This is a genomic window from Pseudomonas sp. HN11 (assembly GCF_021390155.1).
GTDB lineage: Bacteria > Pseudomonadota > Gammaproteobacteria > Pseudomonadales > Pseudomonadaceae > Aquipseudomonas.
In genome coordinates this window covers 5,951,638-5,965,540 of sequence record NZ_CP089985.1, presented here as the reverse complement: position 1 = coordinate 5,965,540, position 13,903 = coordinate 5,951,638, and the positions used below count along the sequence as shown (strand labels likewise).

Sequence of the window (13,903 nt, the reverse complement as noted above, 5' to 3'; positions counted from 1 at the left end):
GGGTTATCTGTACTTTCTGATTGTAATTAGCCTGACCGAGTTCCATCACTGACTAAACAGTTTCAACCCTTAACACCACGCCCTCCTGGGCAACCACCCGGACTTGAGCGCCTACAGGGCTGTCTGGGCCGGTCACCATCCATACGCCGTCTCCCACTTTTACCTTGCCCCGGCCATCCACAATCGCTTGATGCACCATGAAAGTCTGGCCAACCAGCCCCGAACCACGCTCGTTCAGCCCCGGCTGATCGCTGACCTTGGCGCTGCTGCGCTGACGTTTCCACCAATACACGGCTGTCAGGATCGACAACATGGCAAACAGAAGCAGTTGCCACTCCAGCCCCAGCGGCGGCACCAGGAACTTGATCACGCCCACCGCCGCCGCCGCGATGCCCATCCACAGCAGGTAACCACCGGCACCGAATACCTCAAGGATCAACAACACCGTACCCAGCGCCAGCCAATCCCAAAAAGACAGATGCTGCAGGAAATCCCACATGGCGCTGGCCTCAGCCTTTCTTGTTGTCGAAGGTTGCCTTGACGATCTCGCCGATACCGCCGACTGCACCGATCACCTGGCTGGCTTCCAGCGGCATCAGGATGACCTTGCTGTTGTTAGCCGATGCCAGCTTGCCCAGTGCATCAATGTATTTTTGCGCGACGAAGTAGTTAACCGCTTGCACGTTGCCCGACGCGATCGCTTCCGACACGACTTGCGTCGCGCGGGCTTCTGCTTCGGCCTGACGCTCACGGGCTTCAGACTCCAGGAACGCCGCCTGTCGGCTACCTTCGGCCTCAAGAATCTGCGCCTGTTTCTTGCCTTCGGCGGTCAGGATTGCCGATGCTCGCAGGCCTTCCGCTTCAAGGATCTGCGCGCGCTTGATCCGCTCGGCTTTCATCTGGCCTGACATGGCGGCCATCAGATCAGCGGGCGGGCTGATGTCCTTGATCTCGATACGGGTGATCTTGATGCCCCATGGCGCCGTGGCTTCGTCCACGGTTTTCAGCAATTTTTCGTTGATGCCGTCACGTTGGCTGAGCATGGCATCCAGTTCCATGGAGCCGAGCACGGTACGGATGTTGGTCTGCAGCAGGTTGCGGATGGCATGTTCGAGGTTATTGACCTCGTACGCGGCCTGCGCGGTGTTGACCACCTGGAAGAAGCACACGGCGTCGATCTGCACGGTGGCGTTGTCGGCGGTGATGACTTCCTGGGGCGGTATGTCCAGCACGCTTTCCATCACGTTGATCTTGCGACCGATGCGGTCCATGACCGGGATGATGATGTTCAGGCCAGGCTTGAGGGTATTGGTGTACCGGCCAAAACGCTCGACCGTCCACTGGTAACCCTGGGGGACGACCTTGAAGCCCATGAAGAGGATGGCGATGGCCAAGCCCACGAAAAGAAGCAGTACGGTTCCGATCTGCATTGCGATTCCCTATCTGATGGTGTCAGTGAAACGACGTTCGGCCGATTGTAACGGTGTTGTGACCGATAAGAACGGTTTCACTGCGTAACAACCAACGGATTTGTTACCGGATCCCCAGGGGTCACCCGCAATACTTCCGCCATTGTCGTCAGGCCCGCCTCGACTTTCTGCAGGCCGGCCATCCGCAAGCTGCACATGCCTTGGGCAATCGCCGTATTGCGCAAAGCCTGCACGTCCGCGCCGGGCGTGATCAACGCCTTGAGTTCTTCGTTCAATACCATGATTTCGTAGACGCCGGCTCGCCCCCTATAACCGCTGTTTCGACATTCCACGCAGCCGACCGCCTCGTGGACCTCATCCAGCGCCCGCTTGCAGTGAGGACACAAAACCCGTACCAGCCGCTGCGCCATTACCCCCAATAACGTGGCTTTGATCAAATAATGTGCAATGCCCAGCTCCTGCAAACGGCTGATGGCACTCGGAGCATCGTTGGTATGCAGGGTCGACAGTACCAGGTGCCCGGTCAACGCGGCCTGGATCGCCATCTCAGCTGTCTCCTGGTCGCGGATCTCACCGATCATGATGATGTCCGGGTCCTGGCGCAGCAGGGCGCGGATGCCGCTGGCGAAGGTCAGGTCGATGTTGTGCTGCACCTGCATCTGGTTGAACGCCGGCTCGATCATTTCGATCGGGTCCTCCACGGTGCATAGGTTGACTTCCCGGGTCGCCAGTTGCTTAAGCGTGGTGTAGAGGGTGCTGGTCTTGCCGGAACCGGTGGGGCCTGTGACCAGGATGATACCGTTGGTCTGGCTCGTCATGGACTGCCATCGTTGCTGGTCATCGTCGGATAAACCCAACTGGTCAAAGCCCTTGAGCAGCACCTGCGGGTCGAAAATCCGCATCACCAGCTTCTCTCCAAACGCCGTGGGCAAGGTGCAAAGACGCAGCTCGACTTCCGCCCCGGCCGGGCTTTTGGTCTTGACCCGGCCGTCCTGGGGCCTGCGTTTTTCCGCCACGTTCATGCGTCCCAGGCTTTTCAGGCGGCTGACCACCGCCATCGTCACCTGGGGCGGAAACTGGTAGGCGTCATGCAGCAGCCCGTCGATGCGAAAGCGCACGCGGCCCTGTTCACGGCAGGGTTCGATATGGATATCACTGGCGCGCTGGGCGAAGGCGTACTGCAACAACCAATCGACAATATTGACGATATGCGCGTCGTTGGCATCCGGCTCTTGATCATTGGCACCGAGATTGAGCAGTTCGAGATGGCCTGGCGTCGCGACCTTCTGGTCGGCGCCGCTGACAGACTTCGCCAACCGGTAAAACTCGCCGATACAGCGTGTTATGTCCTGGGGGTTGGCAACCACGCGCTTGATGGAACGCTTAAGCACCTGTGCCAGCCCGGCTTCCCAACTGGTGACGTGGGGTTGGGCACTGGCGATGGTGACGGTTTGCGCATCTACCGCCACTGCGAGGATGGCATGGCGCTGTGCGAACGCGTGGGACATCAGCGGCACCACCGTCGCCACGTCGATCTTCAATGGATCGATACGCAGATAAGGTTGTCCGGACTGTTGGGCGAGCCATTCGGTCAGGGTTTCCAGGCACGGGCCCTGGGCTGCGATGCTCTCCAGGGGGTGCTGGGTATTGCTGGCCGGCAGCGCTGACAAGCGCTGCGCGGCATCAGGGGAGATCAGCCGTCCTTCGACCAAAGCCGGCAACAGTTGATGCAGTTCCAATCGTTGATCAACCGGCATGCAGGTTTTCCTGGGTGGCTGTGGGTGTAAATCCCAGGCTAGCTAGCCCCTGAATATCTTCCTCCCTGTGTGTATTGCAGACTTTTACTGTGCGACCGCCACCACCGCTTGAGGCCCTACGGAATCAGCCGACCACATATCCAGCGTGCACACGCTGATCAGGTTTCGAATCTTTTCACCGATCACTTGGGCCCGGTGCCAGCTCAGGCCGTCCATCACGATGTCGATGTTCAGCAGGTCCTCTTCCCGGTTCACCATGACCTGTCGTGGCGTGAGGAATTGCAGTGCGAAATAATTGAGGACCCGGCACAACAGGTCAGGCTCCGCTTCGGCCACGATCCGGTAATGCGCCTGGCAATGAACGCTGTTGACGGCCCACGCATCGACGCGGGTAACAGGGGAGGTGGTTTCAACGGCGTGCATAGGAAAGCTCCAGATTCGACTGTAGAAATTTTTACATTCGCCAAGGGAGATTTCTTATCTAAGATGAGCCTGATTTAGGTTTTATCGAATTGAACAATTCAATGTAAGCACTATTTGAGGTATTTGTATGCACAGCGAATTGGACGCCTACGATCGCCGTATCTTGGCCCTGCTGCAAGAAGACGCCTCCCTGTCCAGCGCGCAGATTGCCGAGCAGGTCGGCTTATCCCAGTCACCGTGCTGGCGGCGGATCCAGCGGCTCAAGGAAGAGGGTGTGATCCGCGGCCAGGTGACGTTGCTGGATCGCAAGAAGATCGGCCTCAACACGCAGATCTTCGCCGAGGTCAAACTCAACGCCCATGGGCGCTCCAACTTCACTGAGTTCACCGACGCGATTCGCGGGTTTCCAGAAGTGCTGGAGTGTTATGTGCTGATGGGGGCGGTGGATTTTCTACTGCGCATCGTCACCTCGGACATCGAGGCGTATGAGCGGTTTTTCTTCGAGAAGTTGTCGATGGTGCCGGGGATTCAGGAGGTCAATTCGATTGTGGCGTTGTCGGAGATCAAGTCCACCACCAGCCTGCCAGTGTTGCGCTGACAGGCCGGAGCTAGCGGTCTTACAGGCGCAGCAGAGTCTTCCACGCACGGTTCTGATACACCGCAATCGCCTGATGCATCCGCGCATCCAGCGACTCATCGGTAATCGGCTGGTTGGCCAGTAGCACCAGCTTGTTCAACTCGCCGTACAAACGGTCCAGCTCCGGGATGTCCACCACATGACGCGCATGGTGCAGCCAGGCCTGGATGCGCTCGATGCGCGGCAGTTGCTCAGCCAGGTCTTCCGGCTGTTGTTGGTAGCGCGGCAGTTGCAGGGCGACGGCATCGTCGGCCAGCAAGCGCGGCAGCCAGTTGGTGATTTGCGCAGCGCCCTGGCGGTTGCCGCGCACGTTGCGGTCGGCGGTCCAGGTGCGGGCCAGCAGCCAGCGCGAGGCGTTCAGTGAGAACAGGCCCCAGCGCACGTCTTCCAGTTCTTCGACGAACTGGTCCGGCGCGGCTTTGCGAATGTCTTCATCGTCGTCACCGGCTTGTACCAGCGGGCGCCAGTCTTCCAGCAATGCATCCAGTGCGCTGCGCAGTTCGCTGGTGGATTGACGCGGTGCGGCCTGGCCGAGGCTGCCGACCAGCGCGCGCAGTTCGCCGAGGGTGTCGACCCAGTCTTGCAATAGGCGCCAGTGGCCATTGAAACGGTATTGCTCGGCCAGGCGCTGGCTGCTGCCGAGCAAGTGCCACATGATCGCGGCGAAGGCGTCGTCCAGCGGCATTTCGGCGTGGATCTGTGGCGCCGGTAGGCTCAGGGAGTAGCTGCTCGCGTCGTACAGGCGGTAACCACGCTCGGCCTTGCTGATATCGCAGGGCATCAGGGCCAGGGTGGCAGCCAGCTCGGCGGCCAGTTCCAGCAGCGCGGCCGGTTCGCCTTCGCGCAGTTCCAATTCCAGCTCGCAGATTTCTTCTTTCTGCTTGCCGACGACCACGTGACCCAGGTCCAGGGCGGCTTCGATCACCACCTTGGCCTTGCCACGGCCCCAGGCGATTTCGGCGCGTTCACGCACGAAGTCGGTGGTGAAGATCGGCTTGAGGGTCTTTTTGTCCAACTCGGCCAGTTGCTCGGGCCAGCATTCGCCGTCGAGTTTTTTTAAATCGAGCTTGGCTTTGGCCAGGTCCCAATTGTATTCGTTACGTTCCGACAAACCGGCGACGCTCTGGCCACGGGTCTTGAGCGTCTGGATGATGTCGTCACCGTCCTTGCGCAGGCGCAGGGCGACTTTGGCCTGGGCCAGGTCGCGCTCGGGGGTGTCGAAATACTGGTTCATCAATTCACGGCGTTCCCAGCCACTTTTGTTGCGTTTTTTCAGCAGCGGGTGTTCACGCAGCGCGGCGAGGGTCTCGCGGCTGACGCGAAGCTTGATTTCAGTTTCTTTTTGCATGGCCGGTACATCCAGGATCGGGAGCGCAGCCGGGGAAAAGAGTGGCTGCCAAGGTCGTGCAGTGTACAGGACTGAGCCCGGCAACGTGCCGCAACGGTTTATTGTGTCGTGCAGATGGCTCTATAGTGGGGCTCATCCGGGAAGTCCAGAGGCCGCGTATGCCATTACCGTCCATGAAAGAGCAGTTCGCCGCGCTGATTGCCGCGCCGTCGGTCAGTTGCACCCAGGCGTCTCTCGACCAGACCAACCGCCCGGTGATTGATTTGCTCGCCAGTTGGCTGGGCGACCTGGGTTTCACCATCGACATCCAACAAGTCAGCCCCGGCAAGTTCAACCTCCTGGCCAGTTACGGCAGCGGCCCCGGCGGGCTGGTGCTGGCAGGCCATAGCGATACCGTTCCCTATGACGCCGCGTTGTGGAAGACCGATCCGCTCAAGCTGACGGAAGTCGACGGTCGTTGGGTAGGACTGGGCAGTTGCGACATGAAAGGCTTTTTCGCCCTGGCCATCGAGGCGGTGCTGCCGTTGTTGGATCAGCCGTTCAAGCAGCCGCTGCTGATTCTCGCTACCTGTGATGAAGAAAGCTCCATGTCCGGTGCCCGCGCATTGGCAGAGGCGGGGCGCCCGTTGGGCCGCGCAGCAGTGATTGGCGAGCCGACCGGGCTCAAGCCGATCCGCCTGCACAAAGGCGTGATGATGGAACGTATCGACATCCTCGGCCAAAGCGGCCATTCGTCGGATCCAAGCCTGGGGCACAGCGCCCTCGAAGCCATGCACGACGCTATCGGCGAACTACGCGGTCTGCGTCTGGCCTGGCAGCGCGAGTACCGCAATCCGCAATTCAGTGTGCCGCAACCGACCCTGAACTTCGGTTGCATCCACGGCGGCGACAACCCCAACCGTATCTGTGGCCAGTGTTCTCTTGAGTTCGATCTACGGCCCCTGCCAGGCATGGACCCGCAGGTGCTGCGCGACGCCATTCGGCAGAAGCTTGTGCCCTTGGCCGAACGCCATCGGGTCAAGATCGACTACGCGCCGCTGTTCCCTGAAGTGCCACCGTTCGAGCAACCCGAAGATGCCGAACTGGTGCGGGTGGCGGAACGATTGACCGGCCATCGTGCCGAAGCAGTAGCGTTCGGCACCGAAGCGCCTTATCTTCAGCGCCTTGGTTGTGAAACCCTGGTGCTCGGCCCTGGCGACATTGCCTGCGCCCACCAGCCGGGCGAATACCTCGAAATGTCACGCTTGACGCCTACAGTGCGTCTATTGCGGGAGCTGATCGAGCATTACTGCCTGAAACCCGCATAAATTAACCCCTGCCTATTCGTACATAAAAGGAGAGTGAGCGTGTCGCCAAGCCTGTTCCGACGATAACCATCAGCCCGCTGTGCGCTTTCAAGATTCATCCTTTTTCGGCTGCTTTTTATTACAGGCCCAGGTTCTATGCCCGACTACGTTAATTGGCTTCGCCACGCGTCTCCTTACATCAACGCCCACCGCGACTGCACCTTTGTGGTCATGCTGCCCGGCGATGGTGTGGAGCATCCCAACTTCGGCAATATCGTCCACGACCTGGTGCTGCTTCACAGCCTGGGCGTGCGCTTGGTGCTGGTCCACGGTTCGCGCCCACAGATCGAAGTGCGCCTTGAAGCGCGTGGCCTGATCCCGGCTTATCACGAAGGCATGCGCATCACTGACGCGGCGACGCTGGAGTGTGTGATCGACGCGGTCGGTCACCTGCGCATCGCCATTGAAGCGCGCCTATCGATGGACATGGCCTCGTCGCCGATGCAGGGCTCGCGCCTGCGGGTAACCAGCGGTAATTTCGTGACCGCACGTCCCATCGGAGTATTGGACGGCGTGGACTACCACCACACCGGCGAAGTGCGGCGTGTCGACCGCAAGGGTATCAACCGCCTGCTGGACGAGCGCTCCATTGTGCTGCTGTCGCCGTTGGGGTACTCGCCTACCGGTGAGATCTTCAACCTGGCATGCGAGGACGTTGCCACCCGCGCCGCCATCGACCTGGGTGCCGATAAGCTGCTGTTATTTGGCGCCGATATGGGCCTGATCGATGAAAACGGTCGCCTGGTGCGTGAACTACGCCCGCAACAAGTGCCGGCTCATCTACAGCGTCTGGGCAGCAATTATCAGGCTGAATTGCTCGACGCCGCCGCTGAGGCCTGCCGGGGTGGGGTAGGGCGCAGTCATATTGTCAGCTACGCCGAAGACGGTGCCTTGCTCACCGAACTGTTCACCCGGGACGGCGGCGGTACGCTGGTGGCCCAGGAACAATTCGAGCAGGTGCGTGAAGCGGCGATTGAGGACGTAGGCGGCTTGCTCGACCTGATCAGCCCGCTGGAAGAGCAGGGCATCCTGGTGCGCCGTTCGCGGGAAGTGCTGGAGCGTGAGATCGAGCAATTCAGCGTGGTGGAGCGCGAAGGCATGATCATCGCCTGTGCCGCGCTGTACCAGATCGCGGATTCAGACGCGGGCGAGTTGGCGTGCCTGGCGGTGAACCCGGAATACCGCCATGGCGCGCGTGGCGATGTATTGCTGGAGCGTATCGAAACCCGCGCGCGCGCGCAGGGTTTGAAGACGTTGTTCGTTCTCACCACCCGTACCGCCCACTGGTTCCGTGAGCGCGGGTTTGTGCCGAGCAGTGTGGATCGCCTGCCGTCGGCGCGGGCGTCGCTGTACAACTATCAGCGCAATTCGAAGATCTTCGAAAAGGCGCTGTAACCCGATTTCGGGAACGACTCAGGTCAAAAAATGTGGGAGCGAGCAATCCCGCTCCCACATGGATCAGTTCACGGACTGATAAATTTGTCAGTCACGAAGGCTGAGTAATCCGGCAGCACTACCTCAACCTTCCCCTGTTCCTTCAAGAACTTCGCCGTCTCTCCAATCGCCTTCGCCGTGCCGCCTTTGAGCAGTGCGTCGGTCTGCTGCGCCTTGGCGTCCGGGAAGGTGGTGCCGGCCAACAGCTCTGGAATGTCGGCGGCGTTTGAACCTGTCAGTTTGGCGATTTTCTGTACCGGCTCGGAATCCTCCGTCCAGGCATCTTTATGGGCGGCGTAGTCGGCGAAGGAGTCCAGCGTGACCTTGGCAAACTTGGCCACTACGTCAGGATGTTTTTCCGCGAAATCCTTACGCGCCACCCATACTTCAAACGTCGGTGCGCCCCACCGACCCACCTGGGCCGCGTCTGTCAGGGTCTTGCCGGTCTTGCGGATTTCGCCCAAAGCCGGCGACCACACGAAGGCTCCGTCGATATCGCCCCGTTTCCACGCAGCGGCAATCTCGGCCGGCTGCAGGTTCACCACCTTGATTTGCTGGGTGCCCAGGCCCCAGTGCTTAAGCGCGCCGAGCAGGCTGTAATGAGAGGTCGAGACGAATGGCGTGGCGATGGTTTTGCCGATGAGGTCTTCGGGTTTGTCGATACCGCTGCCGTTGCGGACCACCAAGGCTTCAGAAGTATTGATCTGCGCCGATACGATGAAGGCGACGATGGGTAGATTTCGTGAAGCCGCTGCGGCAAGGGGGCTGGAACCAAGATTGCCGATTTGCACATCGCCGGAGGCGATCGCTGTTACGACTTCCGGCCCACTGTTGAATCGGCGCCAGGCGATTTTCTCGCCAATGGCCTTCTCATAGAGGCCCTCGGCCTGTGGGACTTTGCTGGGGTCAATGCCCGTTTGGTAACCGATGGTTAAATCGGCCGCTTTGACACCAAAAGAAAATATTAGTGACACAAAAACTGTAACAAATTGACGGGAGGATGTGCGTTTGGCCATGATGGCGTCGCCTTTTTGATCGTGGGTGACGTATGCAACATTACGGCCACACTAATCGATCTAAAAAAGCGCTAACAAATACCCTTTAGGAATTAGCTTATGGAGCGGTTCGTCTACCCTGACTGGCCCGCGTCATGAAAATGCTTATTTCCAAATCGTATGAAAAAGAATGAAACAATTCTTTTTGGGTGTATGAAAAACTCATTACCCTGCAGGGACCAAATCAACTGCGATTAGACGAAGGTAGTAGACACACAAGGTTACGATTGACTTGGTAGTCACTATCTGGCGCTAATCGCGCATCTGTGGATCGAGGGCGTCAGACCCGAGACCAAAGAAATACAAAAATTAGAAATGAGAGGAGCGGTACATGAAGAAGTCCACCTTGGCTTTGGCTGTAGCTTTGGGCGCAATCGCCCAGCAAGCAGGCGCTGCCGGTTTCATCGAAGACAGCAAAGTAACACTGGGGCTGCGTAACTTTTACATCAATACGGATAACCGTGACGGCACTGTCAACAGCCCGGCGAACAAAGCTGCGAAAGTTCAGAGCAAGCAAGAAGAATGGGGCCAAGGCTTCGACTTGCGCTTCATCTCTGGCTACACCCAAGGCACTGTAGGCTTTGGTCTTGACGCTATCGGCCTGCTGGGTGTTCGCCTGGATTCCGGCGGCGGCACCAACGGCGCGACTGCTTCGTCTTACGGCGGCACCGTGTTCCCGAGCAAGTCCAATGGCGAAGCCGTTGATAACTACTCCAGCCTGGGCCTGACTGCCAAAGCCAAGATCTCTCAGACAGAACTGAAGCTGGGTACTCTGCAACCTAAGCTGCCGGTTATCGTGACCAACGACGGTCGTCTGCTGCCGCAGACCTTCCAAGGTGGCCAGATCACTACCAACGACCTCAACAAAGACCTGACGCTGGTTGCCGGTCAGATCGAAAAAGCCAAAGGCCGTAACTCCAGCAACGTCGACAACCTGTCGATCTCGGGTGCAAACTCCCGTGGCGCTAGCTGGCGTGACAGCAACAAATTCTACTACGCCGGTGGCGACTACAAGATCACCAAGGACCTGACTGCCCAGTACTACTATGGCAATCTGGAAGACTTCTACAAGCAGCACTTCCTGGGTCTGACCCACAACTGGGCCATTGGTCCTGGCGTATTGAAGTCTGACCTGCGTTACTTCAACAGCTCCGACGACGGTAAAAACGGTCACGAATCCGCCTACTTCTCGTCGGGCAACTATAGCGGCGTCAACTCCGGTCGCGGCAAGGTTGATAACAACCTGTACAGCGGCCTGTTCCTGTATACCGTTGCCGGTCATACCTTCGGTGGTGGTTATCAAGTCAGCAACGGTAGCAGCGACTTCCCTTGGTTGAACCAAGGCGACGGTTCGTCCGCTTACCTGACCACTGACATGCAGATCGCCAAGTTCGCCCGTGCTGGCGAACGTACCTGGCAAGCTCGCTACTCCTACGATTTCGCCAAAGTTGGCGTTCCTGGCCTGACCGCCGGTGTTGTGTACCTCAAAGGCACTGACATCGACACCGTCAACGGTAGCCGCGCTGAGTTCACCGGCCAGTCCGAGTGGGAGCGTGACATTACTGTTGCCTACGTCGTACCAGAAGGCCTGTTCAAAAACGTCGGTGTCGCTTGGAAAAACGCTATGTGGCGCAACGATGTTGCTGCCGCGCGCGATCAAGACGAAAACCGCGTTATCGTAAGCTACACCTACGCGTTCAAGTAACTGCGTAAAACCTTGCCCGGCGCAACACCGGGCAAGGTGTCTTGCTTTCAAGTCAGGCCAAACCCCCGCAGGCCCTTCTTGAACCCTTCTGTGTACAGCGTCTCAAGGCCTTCTCGAACCTTGGAAGCGATGTTGCTCCTCGCCTTTGCATCCGTCCAATGAACAGATTTTTAATATTCTTTTATCGTCTAGATAAATCGATATTTATTCTTTTTAAATAACCCACAATCCATGCACAGTGGGCTCCATAAGCACTCACCAGGAGCCACACCATGAGCCTAAGACTGGGCGATCTCGCCCCCGACTTCGAACAGGATTCCAGCGCCGGCACGATTCGTTTCCACGAATGGCTGGGCGATAGCTGGGGTGTGTTGTTTTCCCACCCGGCAGACTTTACCCCGGTGTGCACCACCGAGCTGGGTTTCACCGCCAAGCTCAAGGATGAATTCGCCAAGCGCGGCGTCAAGGCCATCGCCTTGTCGGTGGACCCGGTCGACTCGCACCACAAGTGGATCGAAGACATCAACGAAACCCAGAACACTGTCGTCAACTTCCCGATCCTGGCCGACGCCGATCGCAAAGTGTCCGACCTCTACGACCTGATCCACCCCAACGCCAGTGACACCCTCACCGTGCGTTCCTTGTTCGTGATCGACCCGAACAAGAAGATCCGCCTGACTATCACTTACCCGGCCAGTACGGGGCGTAACTTCCACGAAATTCTGCGGGTCATCGACTCGTTGCAGTTGACCGACAATCACAAAGTCGCCACGCCCGCCAACTGGCAGGACGGCGATGAAGTGGTGATCGTGCCGTCGCTTAAGGACGAGGACGAAATCAATAAACGCTTTCCGAAGGGTTATCGCGCGGTGAAGCCGTACCTGCGGCTGACGCCACAACCGAATCGCTGATCACATAGCAGGGGTTTTGAGGCCGTTTCGACGGCCTTTTTTTGTATGGAGATTGATAAGTCTTATATTCCTTTAAAGAATAAACAAATGAATAAATAAGATTTAAAGATATATGAATCTGCTGATAAGGTTTGTTCCATCTTGGCGCCATCGCCGCACAGCGAACCGCCGACACCTGCTCAAGGAATCCCTGCATGTTGGTCGTAACACTTGGAGGCAGTCCCAGCCAGCGTTCCCGCTCCGGGGTGTTGCTGGATAAAACCCGTCAGTGGTTGCAAGACAAAGGCGTAGAAGTGGTGAGTTACCAGATACGGGACTTCCCGGCTGAGGAGCTGTTGCATGCGCGCTTCGACAGCCCGAAGGTCATCGATCTACTGCAGCAAGTGGCTAATGCAGATGGCCTGGTGATCGCCACGCCGGTGTACAAGGCTTCGTTCTCCGGTGCGCTGAAGACCGTGCTGGACCTGCTGCCCGAACGTGCCCTGGCCCACAAGATTGTGTTGCCGATGGCCACAGGTGGCAGCATCGCCCACATGCTGGCCGTGGACTACGCCTTGAAGCCGGTGCTGTCAGCCCTGAAAGCCCAGGAATTGCTCCACGGTATCTTTGCCGAAGACAGTCAGATCGCGTACGGCGAAGGCAGTGCCCAGGCACAATTGGTGCCGGTACTTGAACAGCGTTTGCACGAAGCCCTGGAAACGCTTTACGGCGCCATGGCTCGTCGCCCGAAACCGCTGGACCCCCATGTGTTGAATGAACGTTTGTTGAGTGCTCGCTGGAGCATTTAAGCCACACCGAACTGTAAAAAAACTCACCTTACTCAGCCGCCAACGGCCAAGCAGGTGCAGCCAACCCCCTCATCGCATTATTTGGAGAGAGCGCCATGCGCACTGTCATCTTGCGCCGTGGTCTGGTCGCACTGTTTGCTGCGGCTGTGTCCTTCGGCGCCATTGTTCAAGCTCAAGCCGCCGAGACTTTGCGCATCGGTTATCAGAAGTACGGCACGCTGGTGCTGCTCAAGGCCAAGGGGTCCCTGGAAAAACGCCTGGCTGCCCAAGGCGTGAACGTGCAGTGGACCGAGTTTCCTGGCGGCCCGCAATTGCTGGAAGGCCTGAACGTCGGCTCCATCGACTTCGGCGTGACCGGCGAAACCCCGCCGGTCTTCGCGCAGGCCGCTGGCGCCGATTTGCTATACGTGGCCTACGAGCCACCCGCGCCGACCAGCGAAGCGATCCTGGTGCCGAAAGACTCATTGATCAAATCCGTGGCCGAGCTCAAGGGCAAGAAAATCGTCCTGAATAAAGGTTCCAACGTGCACTACCTGCTGGTGCGCGCCCTGGAAGACGCCGGCCTGAAATATACCGACGTGCAGACCGTATTCCTGCCGCCCGCCGATGCCCGTGCCGCGTTCGAGCGTGGCAGTGTGGACGCCTGGGTGATCTGGGACCCGTACCAGGCTGCCGCCGAGAAACAACTGCAAGCGCGCACCTTGCGTGACGGCACCGGCATCGCCGACAACCATCAGTTCTACCTGGCCACCAAGCCCTACGCCAGACAACATCCGGAAGTGATCAAGGCGCTGGTGGAAGAAGTGCGCGCCGTGGGCGAATGGTCCAAGGCCAATCCTCAGGAAGTCACCGAACAAGTCGCACCGCTGCTCGGCCTGCCGGCTGACATCACCCTGACCTCGGTGAAACGCCAAGGCTACGGCGCACTGTTCCTGACCCCGGAAGTGGTCGCCGCCCAGCAGAAAATCGCCGACAGCTTCTACCAACTCAAATTGATCCCCAAACCCTTGAGCATCAAGGACGTGATCTGGACGCCACCCGCCGCCGTGGCCAAAGCGCCTTAATCCGA

At 58.6% G+C, this 13,903-nt stretch carries 13 protein-coding genes; 7 read left to right on the top strand and 6 right to left on the bottom strand.

Going from position 1 to position 13,903, the window contains the following annotated elements; genetic code table 11:
• Nucleotides 1-52: 52 nt before the first annotated feature.
• The 4 genes from LVW35_RS27450 to LVW35_RS27435 form a co-directional block, all read right to left on the bottom strand.
• Nucleotides 53-499: an NfeD family protein gene (locus tag LVW35_RS27450; RefSeq protein ID WP_233892848.1), complete on the bottom strand. Its 447-nt coding sequence runs from the start codon at nucleotides 497-499 to the stop codon at nucleotides 53-55.
• A 10-nt stretch (nucleotides 500-509) separates the two neighbouring features.
• Entirely contained in the window at nucleotides 510-1,430 is a 921-nt protein-coding gene (locus tag LVW35_RS27445) for an SPFH domain-containing protein (protein WP_010207363.1), read from the bottom strand.
• A 77-nt stretch (nucleotides 1,431-1,507) separates the two neighbouring features.
• Complete coding sequence (locus LVW35_RS27440) at nucleotides 1,508-3,187, bottom strand: GspE/PulE family protein (RefSeq protein WP_233892847.1); 1,680 nt, start codon at nucleotides 3,185-3,187, stop codon at nucleotides 1,508-1,510.
• An 84-nt stretch (nucleotides 3,188-3,271) separates the two neighbouring features.
• Complete coding sequence (locus LVW35_RS27435; RefSeq protein ID WP_233892846.1) at nucleotides 3,272-3,610, bottom strand: hypothetical protein; 339 nt, start codon at nucleotides 3,608-3,610, stop codon at nucleotides 3,272-3,274.
• 127 nt (nucleotides 3,611-3,737) lie between these two features.
• Between LVW35_RS27435 and LVW35_RS27430 the strand changes: the two genes are divergently transcribed.
• A complete protein-coding gene (locus LVW35_RS27430; RefSeq protein WP_010207358.1) occupies nucleotides 3,738-4,208 on the top strand; it encodes an Lrp/AsnC family transcriptional regulator in 471 nt (156 codons plus the stop codon).
• A gap of 19 nt (nucleotides 4,209-4,227) precedes the next feature.
• Here LVW35_RS27430 and LVW35_RS27425 read toward each other — a convergent pair whose 3' ends face one another.
• A complete protein-coding gene (locus LVW35_RS27425; RefSeq protein WP_233892845.1) occupies nucleotides 4,228-5,595 on the bottom strand; it encodes a CYTH domain-containing protein in 1,368 nt (455 codons plus the stop codon).
• A gap of 158 nt (nucleotides 5,596-5,753) precedes the next feature.
• Between LVW35_RS27425 and argE the strand changes: the two genes are divergently transcribed.
• Nucleotides 5,754-6,902 carry an acetylornithine deacetylase gene (gene argE, locus LVW35_RS27420; RefSeq protein ID WP_233892844.1) on the top strand — a complete coding sequence of 383 codons (1,149 nt, stop codon included), beginning with the start codon at nucleotides 5,754-5,756 and terminating at the stop codon, nucleotides 6,900-6,902.
• A gap of 135 nt (nucleotides 6,903-7,037) precedes the next feature.
• Nucleotides 7,038-8,336, top strand: coding sequence for an amino-acid N-acetyltransferase (argA, locus tag LVW35_RS27415; RefSeq protein WP_233892842.1), 1,299 nt, complete (start codon nucleotides 7,038-7,040; stop codon nucleotides 8,334-8,336).
• Nucleotides 8,337-8,404: 68 nt separating this feature from the next.
• On the opposite strand, the gene tauA is transcribed toward argA, so the two are convergent.
• Nucleotides 8,405-9,391 carry a taurine ABC transporter substrate-binding protein gene (gene tauA / locus LVW35_RS27410; RefSeq protein WP_233892841.1) on the bottom strand — a complete coding sequence of 329 codons (987 nt, stop codon included), beginning with the start codon at nucleotides 9,389-9,391 and terminating at the stop codon, nucleotides 8,405-8,407.
• A gap of 370 nt (nucleotides 9,392-9,761) precedes the next feature.
• On the opposite strand from tauA, the gene LVW35_RS27405 reads away from it, so the two are divergent.
• The 4 genes from LVW35_RS27405 to LVW35_RS27390 all read left to right on the top strand — a co-directional run bounded on the left by LVW35_RS27405 (nucleotide 9,762) and on the right by LVW35_RS27390 (nucleotide 13,898).
• The gene (locus LVW35_RS27405) at nucleotides 9,762-11,135 is read left to right on the top strand and encodes an OprD family porin (RefSeq protein WP_233892840.1); all 1,374 of its coding nucleotides are present in this window, start codon (nucleotides 9,762-9,764) and stop codon (nucleotides 11,133-11,135) included.
• Nucleotides 11,136-11,407: 272 nt separating this feature from the next.
• On the top strand, nucleotides 11,408-12,046 hold the full coding sequence (locus LVW35_RS27400; RefSeq protein WP_233892839.1) for a peroxiredoxin: 639 nt from the start codon (nucleotides 11,408-11,410) through the stop codon (nucleotides 12,044-12,046).
• Nucleotides 12,047-12,240: 194 nt separating this feature from the next.
• Nucleotides 12,241-12,834 (top strand): NADPH-dependent FMN reductase, encoded by a 594-nt coding sequence (gene ssuE, locus LVW35_RS27395; protein ID WP_233892838.1) that lies wholly within the window; start codon nucleotides 12,241-12,243, stop codon nucleotides 12,832-12,834.
• 95 nt (nucleotides 12,835-12,929) lie between these two features.
• Entirely contained in the window at nucleotides 12,930-13,898 is a 969-nt protein-coding gene (locus tag LVW35_RS27390) for a sulfonate ABC transporter substrate-binding protein (protein WP_233892837.1), read from the top strand.
• Nucleotides 13,899-13,903 lie beyond the last annotated feature (5 nt).